Genomic DNA, 14,468 nt, shown 5'->3' on the forward strand with positions numbered 1-14,468 from the left:
GTTCCACGGCCGAGACCGCTCCGGTCAGCTCAGTCACTGCGACTTCTCGCGTTTCATGTAGGCCACGGAGCCGGTGCCGTTGGGCGCAGGCGTGATCTGGACCAGTTCCCAACCTTCTTCGCCGTGCATGTTAAGGACAGCTCCCGGTGTGTGAAGAGGCAGCGGTGTAATGAAATATTCCCATTTGCTCATAATCCAAAGACTAACGCGTGCTTGTAGACTGATGCGCATGGCAGCTCGCAAATCACCCTTGTTTGACACGGCTACCACCCTGGGCAAGATTGTCGCGTTCTTCGGCGTCAGCGCGCTCTGTGGTGTTCTGGCCGCGGGACTCCTGGTTCCCGCCGCCGCAGCCGCGGGCACCGCCGCGTCCGGATCCCTGCAGTTCTTCGACGATCTGCCGTCGGAACTGCAGACCGAAGCCCTGGCCCAGCCGTCAAAGATCCTTGCCAATGACGGCTCCCTGATCGCCACTGTCTACGCGGAAAACCGCCAGCCGATCAATCTGGATCAGGTGTCCCCCACCATGATCGATGCGATGCTTGCCATTGAAGATGACCGCTTCTACGAGCACGGCGGCGTGGACATGCAGGGGATCCTGGGGGCACTGGCCTCCAACCTCACCTCCGACACGAACCGCGGCGCCTCCACCATCACGCAGCAGTATGTGAACAACGTCATCATTGACACGAACCTGCAAAACGGAAAAGAAGTTGTCCTCAGCGGCAGTGCAGACCGTAAGTACGGCGACAAGATCCGCGAAATGAAGCTGGCCATCGCGCTGGAAAAGCAGATGTCCAAGGACGAGATCCTTCAGGGCTACTTCAACATTGTTCCGTTCAGCGGCACCACGTTCGGGGTGCAGGCCGCTGCCAAGTACTTCTTCAACCTCGACGCTTCGCAGCTGAACCTTCCCCAGTCTGCCCTGCTGGCCGGCATCGTCAACGGGCCCACGGTCTACAGCCCCACCGGCAACCCGGACATGGCGCTGAAACGCCGCAACGTGGTGCTCCACGCCATGCTGGACAAGGGGCGCATCACCCAGGAAGAACACGACGCCGCCGCCGCCACCGGCCTGGACCTGAACGTCACGCCCGTCCCCAGCAACTGCACGGGAGCCGCCCAGGCACCGTACTTCTGCGACTACGTGGTGCACCTGATCCTCAACGATGAGCGTTTCGGTGCCACCCCGGAGGACCGGGAGAAGCTGCTGTACCGCGGCGGCCTCACCGTCACCACCACCCTTGACCCTGAGATCCAGGCTGCGGCCCAGACTGCGGTTTTTGAGACCGCGAATCCTGACACCACTGATCCTGAGATCGGCCATTCGATGACGTCCATGGAGCCGTCCACGGGCAAGATCCTCTCCATGGCGCAAAACACGAGGTACAACCCTGAAGCCGGCCCGGGAAACTCGGTCCTGAACTTCAACGTGGACCTGAACCAGGACGGCGATCCCAACAAGCCGCTGGGCGGCATGGGCGGTTTCCAACCGGGTTCAACGTACAAGCCGTTCACGGTTGCGGCCTGGCTCGATGCCGGCAAAACCCTGAACACCACGCTGAACGGCAGCAAGCGCACCTACCCGGCCGGGTACAGCTGGAACGCCAGCTGCCTGCCCGGAGGCCGGTACGGCATTCCGGAAGCTTGGACGCCGATCAACTACGGAGACACCAACTACAAGACCACCACGGTCATTGACGGCCTGGCGAACTCCCTGAACACCATCACCATGGCAGAAATCAACCAGCTGGATCTGTGCAAGTTCCAGCAGATGGCCTTTGCCGCGGGCGTCCACGACGGCAAGAGTTCCACCGGCACCAATGAGATGCTGGGCATCAACCCGCCGTCCTCCTTCGGCGGCGGCGGGGATGCCTCCCCGCTGTCCATGGCCACCGGTTTTGCGACCTTTGCGGCGGAGGGGCTCAAATGCGAGCCGCGCGCCCTGGTGTCGGTCAAGGCAGTGGACGGACGGGACTTCGATGTTCCGCCGCAGGACTGCGAGCAGGTCATGAAGAAGGAAGTGGCGCAGGGCGTCAACGCCGCCACGCAGCAGGTCATGACCAAGGGTTCCGGCTACTACCTGCAGAACGGCCAGCCGGTGGCCGGCAAGACCGGAACCAACGACTACCGTTCGCAGACCTGGTTCATGGGGTACACCACGGGCATGGTGACCGCTTCCTGGCTCGGCAACCATGTCTGGGGCAATGAGAAGGGGTCCATGGAAGGCAAGCAGATCGGCGGCCGGACCTATCCCGAAATTGACGGCTCCAAGATCGCCGGACCGTCCTGGAAGAACTTCATTGACCGGATCCCCGGCCAGTACGAGGCCAAACCCTTCACTGCCCCGCCCGCCAGCATCATGGGCAATGTCACCCCGGCCCCGGCCCCTTCCCCGGCTGCCAAGCCTGCCCCGGCTCCCTCCCCCAAGGCTGATCAGGACAACGGCGGAGACAATAAGGACAGCGACAAAAAGGATGACGACGACTAGCCATGGCATCATCTTCCTGGGGAAAGGCCCTGCGTTCCGCTGCCTGGGTTGCGGGCGGTACGGCGGGCGCCGGAACCGCCGCGCTGGCCTACGCTTCGCTGATCGAGCGCAATCTCTTCGGCGTCCGTGAGGAAACGGTGGCCGTACTCCCTGCGGGGAGCACGCCGCTGCGGGTGCTGCACCTCTCGGACATCCACTTTGTCCCCCACCAGAACATCAAGGTCCGCTGGCTGCAGTCCCTTGCTGACCTGGAGCCGGACCTCGTGGTCAACACCGGCGACAACCTCAGCCATCTCGAAGCCGTTCCACCGCTGTTGGAGGCGCTCAAACCGCTGATGCGGTTCCCCGGCGTGTATGTGCCCGGCTCCAACGACTACTACGGCCCTCGGCTCAAGAATCCGCTGACGTATTTCACGGGTCCTTCGAAAATCACCAAGGACCCGCCCGCTCTTCCCTTCGGAGAACTGTTCGGCGCGTTCGAGGACGCCGGCTGGGCGGGGCTGACCAACCGCAGGGACTCCATGAACCTTGGCGGAGTGCGGCTGGACTTTTCGGGTGTGGATGATCCGCACCTGAACCGGGATGTCTATGCCGGGTTCCCCTCCTCCGATCCGGACAGCAGCGCTCCCTCCATCCGGGTCGGGGTGGCGCACGCGCCCTATCAGCGCGTCCTCAACTACTTCACCGACGGCGGCGCGGACCTGATTCTGGCAGGGCACACCCACGGCGGCCAGGTGTGTGTTCCGTTCTACGGCGCGCTGGTCAGCAACTGTGACCTGCCCACGCGTCTGGCCAAGGGCCTGGCCGTGTGGGAACACAACGGCCGGCGGGTGCCGATGAACGTCTCGGCCGGAATCGGTACTTCCCGCTTTGCGCCGGTCCGGTTTGCCTGCCGTCCCGAGGCAGTACTGCTCACCCTGACACCGCGGAACTAAGCAGGCTCCCGCCCCGGATCGCTGCCGGCTCCTCAGGGCGGGTGTCGAGTTCGTGCCGCTTTGCATCGTCGATTGTCGAGATAAGACCCTTCACGGCGCCGCAAAGCGTCATCATCTCTGCTCTCGACGAGCGGGAATGGACGAAGGCGGCATCATCGCTCCTCTCGGCGGCCGCAGATCTGCGCCCAATGCGCCAAACATGACCAAACTCCGGACTGCCATCGATTCCTTCCGGGGTGAGGCTTAGGATTGAGCCCTCAAAGGGACGTCCTGCTGTGGCGGCACCCTCCATCCGCTTCAAAGAGGTTTCATGCCTGCGCAGACATCACTGTGGCTATCCCTTGCTCGGCTTTTTCCCCATTTGCGGCCCATCCTCCCCCGCTTAATCCTCGGACTGTTCTGTGCCCTCGGGGCCAGCCTCATGGCGCTGGCCATTCCGCAGGTGTTCCGGGTCCTGATCAACACCTCCCTCACCCCCGGCGCCTCCTCCTCAGCAGTGTGGGCCGCCGCAGGAGTGGTCCTGGGCTTGGGCATCCTCGAAGCAGGGTTCATTGCCCTGCGCCGCCAGTTTGTTATTGCCCCTGCCACCACGGTGGAAACCCGGATGCGCACTTCCTTCTACCGGCACCTGCAGGACCTCTCGGTGGCCTTCCACGACCGCTGGGGCAGCGGACAGCTGCTCTCGCGGGCCATGAGCGACCTGAACCTGGTCCGCCGCTGGATGGCTTTCGGAGCGATCATGCTGGTGGTTACCGCCCTGACCGTGGTGGTCGGCTTCATCATCATGCTGTTCACCAGCTGGATCCTGGCACTCATTTTCATAGCCGCTGCAATTCCCATTGTCATTTACGGCTTCCGCTTCAACCGGTTCTACCGGCAGGTTTCCCGCCAGAGCCAGGACCAAACCGGCGACCTCGCCACCACGGTGGAAGAGTCCGTCCACGGCATCCGCGTCCTGAAGGCCTTCGGCCGCAGCCGCGAAGCCCTGGATTCCTTTGAAGAACAGGCGCAGGAGCTGCGCCAAACCGAGGTATTCAAGGCCAATTCGCTGGCGAAATTCTCGCTGGTGGTCACTCTCCTGCCGGAAGCCGCCCTCGCCGTCGCCCTGGTGGTGGGCATTATGTCGGTGGCTGACGGCACCACCAGCATCGGCGCCCTGGTGGCATTCTTCGCCACTGCCGCCGTCGTTGCCGGACCGGTGGAGGCGATCGGCCCGCTGCTGTCCATGACTCTCACGGCCAAAACAGCAATAGACCGGCACTACGAGGTGATGGACGCCCAAAGCAGCATCCAGAGCCCCGAGCATCCGGCGCATCTGCGCGACGTGCGCGGCGAGCTGGTTTTCGACAACGTACACTTCGCGTACCCGGACACCAAGGAGGGCACCCGGGACCTGATTGACGGCGTGGACCTGTGCCTGCGCCCCGGCGAAACCATGGCGCTGGTGGGCGTTACCGGCAGCGGAAAGTCCACCCTGCTGCAGCTGGTGCCCCGGCTCTATGACGTGACCGGCGGTGCAATCCGGATCGACGGAACAGACTTGCGGCAGCTGGACGTGGAAGAACTGCGCACCATCGTGGCAGTGGCCTTCGAGGACACCACACTGTTCTCCAGCTCGGTCCGCGACAACGTACTGCTGGGTGCGGAACCGGACAGCCAGGCCGAAGCGGATCAGCTGCTCGCCCAGGCGCTGGACGTGGCGCAGGCCGACTTTGTCTATTCGCTGCCCAACGGCACTGACACGCTGATCGGCGAGGAAGGACTCAGCCTGTCCGGCGGGCAGCGCCAACGCGTCGCCCTGGCCCGCGCCATCGCCGCCCGGCCCACCGTCCTGATCATGGATGATCCGCTGTCGGCCCTGGACGTCAGCACCGAGGAGCTGGTGGAGGGCCGGCTGCGCGAGGTGCTCCATGACACCACCACCCTGGTGGTCGCGCACCGCCCCTCCACTGTCTCCCTGGCTGACCGCGTTGCCCTGATGGAGGACGGACGGATCAGCGCCGTCGGAACCCACGCGGAACTGCTGGCCGGCAACGACCACTACCGGTACGTCATTGCCAGCCTGCCGACCGAGCCGGAAGACCTGGACAGCAGCCTGGAAGACGCAGCACCGCCCGTTGAAAACGCCGACGACGGCACCCTCGCGGCACCGCGCCTGGATGATGAGGAGATAGTCCGATGAGCCGCTTCACCGTGCGCCGCGGCGCCGATGATTCCGCCAAGCCCGCCAGGCCTGCCAAAGGAGCCGACCCGGAGTACGACGCCGGCGCCCGGCTGGGAACTGCCGGCGAGGATGCCGTCCACCTGGGCAAGGAAGAAAACCGGGCGGTCCGGCGCCGTTCGCTGGCCCTGCTGGGGTCCCTGATCCGACCCAACCGCGGCCGGTTCATCGGCACGGTGCTGCTGGTGGTCTTCTCCCAGGCCGCCCGCGTCGCGGGACCGGCCATCATTGCCTACGGCATCGACCATGCCCTGCCGGACCTGCAGGCAGGCAACAATCTGCCGCTGATCCTTTCGGGGGCGGCGTATCTGGTGGCGGCCCTGCTGGCCGCGGGCTTGACCGCCGGTTACGTGCGGGCCACCGCCCTGCTGAGCCAGGCCATGCTGCTGGACCTCAGGCTGCGGGTCTTCCGGCACACCCAGCGGCTGAGCCTGGAATTCCACGAAAAGTACACCTCGGGGCGAATCATTTCGCGGCAGACCTCGGACCTTGAGGCGCTGCGCGAACTGCTGGACTCCGGCATCAGCTCGCTGGCTTCCGGCGCCATGTACATGCTGTTCACCGCCGCCAGCATCTTCCTGCTGGACTGGCGGACCGGGCTGCTGATGCTGGTGGCGTTTGTGCCCATGTACCTGCTGACCCGCTGGTACCAGAAACGCTCCCAGCTGGCCTACCGTGCCTCCCGGGTGACCTCCGCGAAGCTGATTGTGCACTTCATCGAAACCATGACCGGCATCCGTGCGGTCAAGGCGTTCCGCCGCGAAAAGGTGAACGCGGAAAAGTATGACGAGCTGGCCGAGGATTACCGGGTGGCCACCGTCCGCTCCATTAACCTCAACGGCGTCTTCCAGCCCGGACTGGTGCTGATCGGCAACGCCACCGTGGCCGTGGTGCTGCTGGCCGGCGGCTTCCGGGTGCTCGACGGCGGCCTCGAGGTGGGTGCCCTGTTGGCCCTGCTGCTGTACTCCAAGCGCTTCTTCCAGCCGGTGGACCAGATGGCCATGTTCTACAATTCCTTCCAGTCCGCCTCGGCTGCACTGGAAAAGGTCTCCGGCCTGCTGGAGGAAGTGCCCACCGTCCGCCCGCCCAAGCAGCCGGTGGAGCTGCGCAATGCCAAAGGCGACATCCGGTTTGACGGCGTGGAATTCCGCTACGGCACCGGCCCCGTCATCCTGCCGCAGATGGACCTGCACATTCCCGCCGGCCAGACCGTGGCCCTGGTGGGGCAGACCGGCGCCGGCAAGTCCACGCTTGCCAAGCTGATCGCCCGCTTCTATGACCCGTCACAGGGTTCCGTGCTGCTGGACGGCGTGGACCTGCGGAGCCTGACCCAGCGGGACCTGCGCCGCGCCGTCGTCATGGTGACGCAGGAGGCGTTCCTGTTCAGCGGTTCGGTGGCGGACAACATTGCCCTCGGCAAGCCCGAAGCCACCCGGGCGGAGATTGTTGCCTCGGCCAAGGCAGTGGGCGCGCACGAGTTCATCGAAGCGCTGCCGGAGGGGTATGACACCGATGTGAACAAGCGCGGCGGCCGGGTCTCCGCCGGCCAGCGCCAGCTGATCAGCTTCGCCCGGGCCTTCCTGGCCGATCCCGCGGTGCTGATCCTGGACGAGGCCACCTCCTCACTGGACATCCCCAGCGAGCGGCTGGTCCAGCACGGGCTCAAAACCCTGCTGGGCAACCGGACGGCGCTGATCATTGCGCACCGCCTGTCCACCGTGGAGATCGCGGACCGGGTCCTGGTGATGCACTCAGGCGAAGTGGTGGAAGACGGCACCCCTGCTGAGCTCACCGGCGGCACCGGCCGGTTCGCCAAGCTGCAGGCCGCCTGGCAGGAGTCCCTGGTGTAGGCGGGGAGGCCCGGTTTCGCGGAATCAGTGGTGATCGTCTACACTTGTAAAGTTGCTTCAGCGACGGGGAAACCCGGAGCAAAAGCAGTGGTTACGGGGTGTGGCGCAGCTTGGTAGCGCGCGTCGTTCGGGACGACGAGGTCGCAGGTTCAAATCCTGTCACCCCGACCAAAACCAAATACAGAAAAGGCACCGAGAAATCGGTGCCTTTTCTGTTGCCCGGAATCCGACCCGCCTCGACGGCGAACCCACCGGCAAGAAATGCGTCCTCCAGCTCCGGGACGGGCAGTGACCGGGAACCCTTTGATGCACCCGCCGCCGCGGCTAGGCTCGGCTTAGGACCGGTCAGTGCCCAGGAGGATTCCATGGTTGTCCGCGTTGATCTCAATATTTCCCTCGACGGCTTCGCCGCCACCAGCGACCAGACCCCGGAGCAACCATTCGGTGAGGACTGGGGCCGCCTGGTGGGCCCCTACACCGCAACCCGGACCTTCCGCGAACGGGTGCTGCATGAGACCGGCGGTGAAGGCACCACAGGCGTAGACGACAAATACGCCGAGGCCTACTTCGACGAAATCGGGGCGGAAGTGATGGGCGCCGGGATGTTCGGTCTGCACAACTTCCCCGATGATCCTGATTGGCAGGGCTGGTGGGGCGATGAACCGCCGTTCCGGGTCCCGGTGTTTGTCCTGACCCACGCCCCGCACCCGGCCATCGACATGGCCAACGGAACTCGGTTCGAGTTCCTCAGCGTGTCCCCCGAAGAAGCGCTTCGCCTGGCCGCGGATGCCGCCGCTGGCGGGGATGTGCGGATCGGCGGCGGCCCGACCCTCGCCAAGGAGTTCCTGGCAGCCGGGCTCGTGGACCGGCTGCACGTGGGCATCACCCCCATCCTGCTGGGACGGGGCATCAATCTCTGGGAGGGCCTGCGCGGCTTCGAGGCCGGCTACGAGGTCAGCGCGGAGACGGCGGAAAGCGGCGTCGTGCATCTAACCTTCCAGCGCTGAAGTCAGCGCGTCAGGCGAAGGACCGCCCCGTCAGCCGCTCATAGGCTTCCACATAGCGGGCGCGGGTCCGCTCGATCACGTCAGCGGGCAGCGCCGGCGGCGGCGTGTCCGAGGCCTTGTCCCAGCCGGATTCCGGGGAGGTCAGCCAGTCCCGGACGTACTGCTTGTCAAAGGACGGCTGGGCCTTGCCCGGCTCGTACAGCTCTGCGTCCCAGAACCGGGAGGAATCCGGCGTCAGCACCTCATCGCCCAGCGTCACTTCGCCGGTGGCCGGATCCAGGCCGAACTCCACCTTGGTGTCCGCCAGGATGATGGCGCGCTCCCGGGCAACCGCCTCGGCCGCCGTGTAGATGTCCAGCGTCAGCGAGCGCAGCTTCTGCGCCGTCTCGGCACCGACAATCTTCACCACGGCGTCGTAGTTGATGTTCTCGTCGTGCTCTCCCACTTCGGCCTTGGCCGACGGCGTGAAGATGGCCGGATCCAGCCGGGAACCATCCACCAGCCCGTCCGGCAGCGGCACATCGCACACGGTCTGCGAGACGCGGTATTCCGCCAGGCCGGTCCCGGTGAGGTATCCGCGGGCAATGCACTCCACCGGATACATGTCCAGCTTTTTGCAGATCATGGCCCGGCCCGCCACCTCGGCCGGCACTCCCTCATCCGCGGAGATCACATGGTTAGGCACATTGAGCTGGTCAAACCACCACAGGCTCAGCTGGGTCAGGATCCGTCCCTTGTCCGGGATCTCGGAGGACAGCACATGATCAAAGGCACTGATCCGGTCGCTGGCGACCACCAGAACCATGTCTTTTGCCCCCGGGACGGACAGATCCGCGGGAACGTACAGGTCGCGGACCTTTCCGGAATAGGCGTGGGTCCAGCCGGCCAGCTCGGGGGCACTCATGCCAGGTCTCCTTCAACGTCGCTGTCGGCAATGTCGCGGTCCGTCATGCCCCTCGGAGCAACGTCGCCGTCGGGCAGGTCCCGGCCTGCTGCAGGTTCTACGCTCTGCGAACCTGCGGGAACCAAAATTTCTCCGCGCAGCGCCTTCAGGGCAATGTCGGTGCGGTGCAGGGATCCGTCCAGCCGGATTTTCTCCACACCGGCGTAGGCCTTGTCCCTGGCGGCCTCCAGGTCGTCGCCCAGCCCGACGACGGCGAGGACCCGCCCGCCGGAGGACACCACTTTGCCGTCCCCGTTGAGGCGGGTGCCGGCATGCAGCACATGCACGCCGTCGATCTTTTCAGCCTTTTTCAGCCCGCGGACCCGGTCTCCGGTGCGAGGTGCCTCCGGATAGTTGGCGGCGGCCACCACCACGGACACCGCGGTGCGCGGATCCCACTTGAGCTGCTCCAGCTTATCCAGCTCTCCCTTGGCCGCGGCCTGCAGCAGCCCGCCCAGCGGCGTCCGCAGCCGGGCCAGGACTGCCTGCGTTTCCGGATCGCCAAAGCGTGCGTTGAATTCAATCACGCGCATCCCGCGGGAGGTCAGGGCCAGGCCGCAGTACAGCACACCCACAAACGGCGTTCCCCGGGCGGCCATCTCATCGATGGTGGGCTGGGCCACCCGGCGGACGACCTCCGTCACCAGGTCGGCCGGAACCCAGGACAGCGGCGAATAGGCGCCCATCCCGCCGGTGTTGGGGCCTTCGTCGCCGTCGTGGATGCGTTTGAAATCCTGCGCCGGTGCCAGCGGAACCACTGTCCGGCCGTCGGAGATGACAAAGAGGGACACTTCCGGACCGTCCAGGAATTCCTCGATGACCACGGTGCCGCCCACGTCAAAGCAGGACTGCGCGTGGGCCAGGGCTTCGTCCCGGTTCGAGGTGACCACTACGCCCTTCCCCGCGGCCAGCCCGTCATCCTTGACCACATACGGGGCGCCGAAGGTATCCAGTGCGTCGGCGGCCTGCTCGGGAGTGGCCGCCACACGGGCCATGGCGGTGGGAACGCCGGCCGCCGCCATCACCTGTTTGGCGAAGGCTTTGGAGGCCTCCAGCTGGGCCGCGGCTTTGGAGGGCCCGAACACGGGGATTCCCGCCTCGCGGAGGGCATCAGCCACTCCGGCGGCCAGCGGAGCCTCGGGGCCGATGACCACCAGATTTGAGCCCAGTTGACGGGCAAGCGCGGTCACCTCCGCCGGGCTGGAGGCATTGACGGCATGGACCGGAACCAGCTGCGCTATGCCCGCGTTGCCGGGGGCTGCGTGCACCTCGCGGACATACGGATCGGCCAGCAGGGATCGGACAAGGGCATGTTCGCGGCCGCCGGGGCCAACAACGAGAACCTTCACAGTAGATCAGCGTACTGGCTGCGCTCCGGCAGCCGAAAGAACGCCGCCCGTGTGACGAAGGACCCTTGCATCCGCGGCTCCGCCCATACAAGCGGGCACCGGCTGCGAATAGGAGCCATGACCGCTTCCCCGAAGTACCCCGCCGTCCCCACCCGGCCCCGGCACGGAACCGTGCACCGGCCCGTGCACAGGGCCCTGTACGCTGCGCTTGCGGGAATCCTCGCCGCCGCAACCGTGCTGGCCGCAGCGGAACTGTCCGCCGCCTTCTTCTCGGCCCGGGCCCGCCCCCTGATTGCGCTGGGGTCCACGTTCATCGACTTCACCCCCCTGTGGCTCAAGAACTTTGCGGTGGAAACCTTCGGCACCAATGACAAGGCCGCCCTGTTTGCGGGCATGGCCCTCACGATTGCGGTGCTTGCCGCCTGCGCAGGAGTGCTGGCGAGCAGGCGCTGGAAACTTGGGGTGGCCGCCGTCGTCGTCATGGGAGCGGTGATTGTGGCGTGCGTGCTGACGCGGGCGGGTGCGGCCGCCGCGGATGCGGCCCCCGCGGTGCTGGGCACCACCGTCGGAATCCTTGTCCTGCGGGGACTGATTCGGCGCATTCCTGCCTCCGCTTCCGGACCAACCGTTGCAGCGCCCGCGGAGCAGGCGGATAGTGGGGACCTTGCAGCGGGTTCCCCCGAACGTTCTCCCGCTGTTCAGGCAGTCTCAGCGGGGGGCGGAGAGAACGACGGCGGTGCCGGGGCCGTCGTCGGCGACCCGTCCCCCGCGCCCCTCCACCCCCTGAACACCACCCGCCGCGGGTTTTTCGCCGCCGCCGGACTCACCGCCGTTGTCGCTGCCGCCGCCGCTGCCGGCGGACGTGCCATCGCCTCGGCCCGCAGCACCACTGCGTCCTTCCGAGCCGCCCTGAAGCTGCCAACCGCGGCGGATCCGGCGCCGGCGCTGCCCGCCGGACTGCAGTCACCGGTATCCGGTGTCACCCCGTGGCTAACGTCAAATGCGGATTTCTACCGGATTGACACTGCTTTGAGCGTGCCGGAAATTGACGCGGAAACCTGGGAGCTGCGCATCCACGGCCTCGTGGAACAGGAAGTGCGGATCAGTTTTGCCGAGCTGCTGGATTCTCCGCTGGTGGAACGCCACCTGACCCTGACCTGCGTCTCCAACCCCCTCGGCGGAGACCTCGCCGGAACCGCCAAGTGGCTGGGCCTTCCGGTGCGCGAGCTGCTGGCCCGGGCGCGGCCCACCGCCGACGCGGACATGGTGCTCTCCACCAGCATCGACGGCTTCAGCGCCTCCACCCCGCTGGCAGTGCTGCGCGATGACCGGGATGCGCTGCTGGCGGTCGGCATGAACGGTGAACCCCTGCCGCCGGTGCACGGCTATCCGGTCCGGATGGTGGTTCCCGGCCTGTACGGGTTTGTCTCCGCCACCAAATGGATCATTGACATGGAAGTAACCCGTTTCGATGCGCAGAAGGCTTACTGGACGGACCGCGGATGGGCTGAAAAAGCGCCCGTGAAAACCATGGCGCGGGTAGAGGTGCCGGGGTCCTTTGCCCGGGTACCTGCCGGACCCGTGGACGTGGGCGGCACGGCCTGGTCCCAGCAGCGCGGCATCACCGGCGTGGAGGTGCAGGTGGACGACGGCGACTGGCAGCCGGCAGTCCTGGCCGCCGAAGCTTCGGTGGACACCTGGCGCCAGTTTTCCTTCCGCACCGAAGCCCTGTCCCGCGGCAACCACACGGTCCGCGCCCGTGCCACGGACCCCCGCGACGGCGTACAGACCGAGGCACGGGCGGACACGGTTCCCGACGGGGCCTCCGGCTGGCAGTCGGTGCAGTTCATGGTGGAATAGAAGTATGCCTGCCACTTTTACTGCGTCCGATGCCGTTGAACTTGCCGTTGTGGAACGCAGCGGATTCATTGAGTCCCGCCATATCGGTTCCGCCGTGGTGATGGCCGCTGACGGAACCGTAGTCACCGCCCTGGGCGACATCACCACGCCCATCTTCCCGCGGTCCACACTCAAGCCTTTCCAGGCCATTGCCGCGATGCAGTCCGGGGTTCCGCTGCGCGGACCGCAGGTTGCCCTGGCCGCCGCCAGCCACATCGGCGCCAAAGAGCACACCGACGTGGTGTTGACCATGCTGGCCGCCGCCGGCGTCACCGAAGACCATTTGCAGTGCCCCGAAGACTGGCCCCAGGACGAGACCGCCCGCCACGAGCTTATCCGTGCCGGCAAGGGCAAGAACCGGCTCGCCTTCAACTGCTCCGGCAAGCACGCGGCCTTCCTCTGGGCCTGCACCGAGAACAACTGGGACCACGCCACCTATCTGGACCCGCAGCATCCGCTGCAGCAGCGCATTGCCGACGTCATCGAGGAATTCACCGGTGAAAGCATCACCCACTGGGGCACTGACGGCTGCGGTGCCCCGCTGGCCGCGGTTTCGCTGACCGGCCTGGCCCGCGGAATCGGGCGCTTGTCCAAAGCTCCCTCAAACAAGCACGGCAATGCCCGGGCTGCCACGGTGGCGACCGCCATGCTGGATTACCCCTGGGCCGTCCACGGCCACGGCCGCGAAAACACCGTGGTGATGGAGGATCTGGGCATCATCTGCAAGAACGGCGCCGAGGGCGTGCTGGTTCTGGGCACTGACACGGGCGTGTCTGTGGCCCTGAAGATGCTCGACGGCGACACCCGGGCCGCGTCCCTGGTGGGTCTGACCCTCCTGGCCGCCAGCGGTGCCGTGGACCCCGGAAAGATCAGTGCCGTGCTGGACAAGATTGTCCGCCCCATTCTGGGCGGCGGAGAGCCGGTGGGCAGCATCCGCTTGGGCGCTCCGGTGATGGCCCTGCTGGATTCAGCCCTGCTCGATTCCTGAGCGGCCGGCCCAAAAGAGATGGCACGACGACGGGTTCCCGCCCCTGACGGCGAATCGGCGCTGCGTGCGGCTCTGGCCGCCGCAGCAGCCGGAACCAAGACCGACCGCAACACCCTGGCGACGGCGGTCCGCTTCACCCTGGAGGAACTGGCGGAGCGCGCCCCGGGCAACAGCGTGGAGGTGCGGGTGCCGCCGTTCGGAGTCACCCAGTGCGTTGCCGGACCGCGGCATACCCGCGGCACGCCGCCCAATGTGATCGAGACCGACGCCGCCACCTGGCTGGCGCTGGTGTCGGGCGGGCAGTCCTGGGACGGCGCCGTCGGGGCCGGCAAGGTGGCGGCATCGGGACTGCGGGCCGACCTTTCCCAGTGGCTGCCGCTTTTCCGTGCAGCCCGATAATCTCTACTGCCGGTAGAATTTGGATATGAATTCCGAGCAGCACAGCCCCGAGCGCCGTGAGATCACCGTCCGCCGCGCTCCCCGCTTCGTTCCGTTCCTGTTGCTGGGCGTGGTCCTCGGCTTTATTGCCGCACTGGTGGTCGCGTACAGCGGCCCGGAAGATCCCACCTACACGCGCACTGCGACCCTTGGGTTTTTCACCATCATGTTCGCGATTCCCGGCGTAGGCCTGGGTGCCTTGGCAGCCTTGCTGCTGGACTGGATCAGCGTCCGCAAAATGCGCCGCGCCGTGGTTGAACGGGACGAAGACTAAACCGTTTCTGCACGCGGCCGTAATGGTTGCGCATCAAGGTAAACCTTTCGCTGCGGCGTGAGAGACTACTCAC

12 protein-coding genes and 1 tRNA gene are annotated in these 14,468 nt (G+C 66.0%); 10 read left to right on the forward strand and 3 right to left on the reverse strand.

Annotated features, from left to right (window positions below; all coding sequences use genetic code 11):
* Positions 1-33: 33 nt before the first annotated feature.
* The gene (gene sp36 / locus AC4D2Q_RS03340; RefSeq protein ID WP_400933078.1) at positions 34-192 is read right to left on the reverse strand and encodes a Sp36 family protein; all 159 of its coding nucleotides are present in this window, start codon (positions 190-192) and stop codon (positions 34-36) included.
* Positions 193-229: 37 nt separating this feature from the next.
* Between sp36 and AC4D2Q_RS03345 the strand changes: the two genes are divergently transcribed.
* From AC4D2Q_RS03345 to AC4D2Q_RS03370, 6 genes are all read left to right on the forward strand, one after another.
* Positions 230-2,491, forward strand: coding sequence for a transglycosylase domain-containing protein (locus AC4D2Q_RS03345; RefSeq protein ID WP_490944946.1), 2,262 nt, complete (start codon positions 230-232; stop codon positions 2,489-2,491).
* A 2-nt stretch (positions 2,492-2,493) separates the two neighbouring features.
* On the forward strand, positions 2,494-3,426 hold the full coding sequence (locus AC4D2Q_RS03350; RefSeq protein ID WP_490944948.1) for a metallophosphoesterase: 933 nt from the start codon (positions 2,494-2,496) through the stop codon (positions 3,424-3,426).
* Positions 3,427-3,736: 310 nt separating this feature from the next.
* Positions 3,737-5,608: an ABC transporter ATP-binding protein gene (locus AC4D2Q_RS03355; protein ID WP_490944950.1), complete on the forward strand. Its 1,872-nt coding sequence runs from the start codon at positions 3,737-3,739 to the stop codon at positions 5,606-5,608.
* Positions 5,605-7,497, forward strand: a complete 1,893-nt coding sequence (locus tag AC4D2Q_RS03360; RefSeq protein WP_490944952.1) for an ABC transporter ATP-binding protein — start codon at positions 5,605-5,607, stop codon at positions 7,495-7,497. Before AC4D2Q_RS03355 ends, AC4D2Q_RS03360 begins: the two co-directional genes overlap by 4 nt.
* Positions 7,498-7,591: 94 nt before the next feature.
* Positions 7,592-7,668, forward strand: a tRNA-Pro gene (locus tag AC4D2Q_RS03365).
* Between the two features lie 194 nt (positions 7,669-7,862).
* Complete coding sequence (locus AC4D2Q_RS03370; RefSeq protein WP_490944954.1) at positions 7,863-8,504, forward strand: dihydrofolate reductase family protein; 642 nt, start codon at positions 7,863-7,865, stop codon at positions 8,502-8,504.
* A gap of 10 nt (positions 8,505-8,514) precedes the next feature.
* Here AC4D2Q_RS03370 and AC4D2Q_RS03375 read toward each other — a convergent pair whose 3' ends face one another.
* Positions 8,515-9,408, reverse strand: coding sequence for a phosphoribosylaminoimidazolesuccinocarboxamide synthase (locus AC4D2Q_RS03375; RefSeq protein ID WP_490944956.1), 894 nt, complete (start codon positions 9,406-9,408; stop codon positions 8,515-8,517).
* On the reverse strand, positions 9,405-10,796 hold the full coding sequence (purD, locus tag AC4D2Q_RS03380) for a phosphoribosylamine--glycine ligase (RefSeq protein ID WP_490944958.1): 1,392 nt from the start codon (positions 10,794-10,796) through the stop codon (positions 9,405-9,407). Before purD ends, AC4D2Q_RS03375 begins: the two co-directional genes overlap by 4 nt.
* A gap of 117 nt (positions 10,797-10,913) precedes the next feature.
* On the opposite strand from purD, the gene AC4D2Q_RS03385 reads away from it, so the two are divergent.
* From AC4D2Q_RS03385 to AC4D2Q_RS03400, 4 genes are read left to right on the forward strand one after another with little or no spacing between them, the layout of a single operon-like run.
* A complete protein-coding gene (locus AC4D2Q_RS03385) occupies positions 10,914-12,656 on the forward strand; it encodes a molybdopterin-dependent oxidoreductase (RefSeq protein WP_490944960.1) in 1,743 nt (580 codons plus the stop codon).
* 4 nt (positions 12,657-12,660) lie between these two features.
* Positions 12,661-13,683, forward strand: coding sequence for an asparaginase (locus AC4D2Q_RS03390; protein WP_490944961.1), 1,023 nt, complete (start codon positions 12,661-12,663; stop codon positions 13,681-13,683).
* A gap of 18 nt (positions 13,684-13,701) precedes the next feature.
* Positions 13,702-14,082 (forward strand): sterol carrier family protein, encoded by a 381-nt coding sequence (locus AC4D2Q_RS03395; protein WP_490926206.1) that lies wholly within the window; start codon positions 13,702-13,704, stop codon positions 14,080-14,082.
* A 25-nt stretch (positions 14,083-14,107) separates the two neighbouring features.
* Positions 14,108-14,395 (forward strand): hypothetical protein, encoded by a 288-nt coding sequence (locus tag AC4D2Q_RS03400; RefSeq protein ID WP_490926205.1) that lies wholly within the window; start codon positions 14,108-14,110, stop codon positions 14,393-14,395.
* The last annotated feature ends 73 nt before the right edge of the window (positions 14,396-14,468 follow it).

The organism is Arthrobacter sp. TJ-178 (assembly GCF_058269275.1).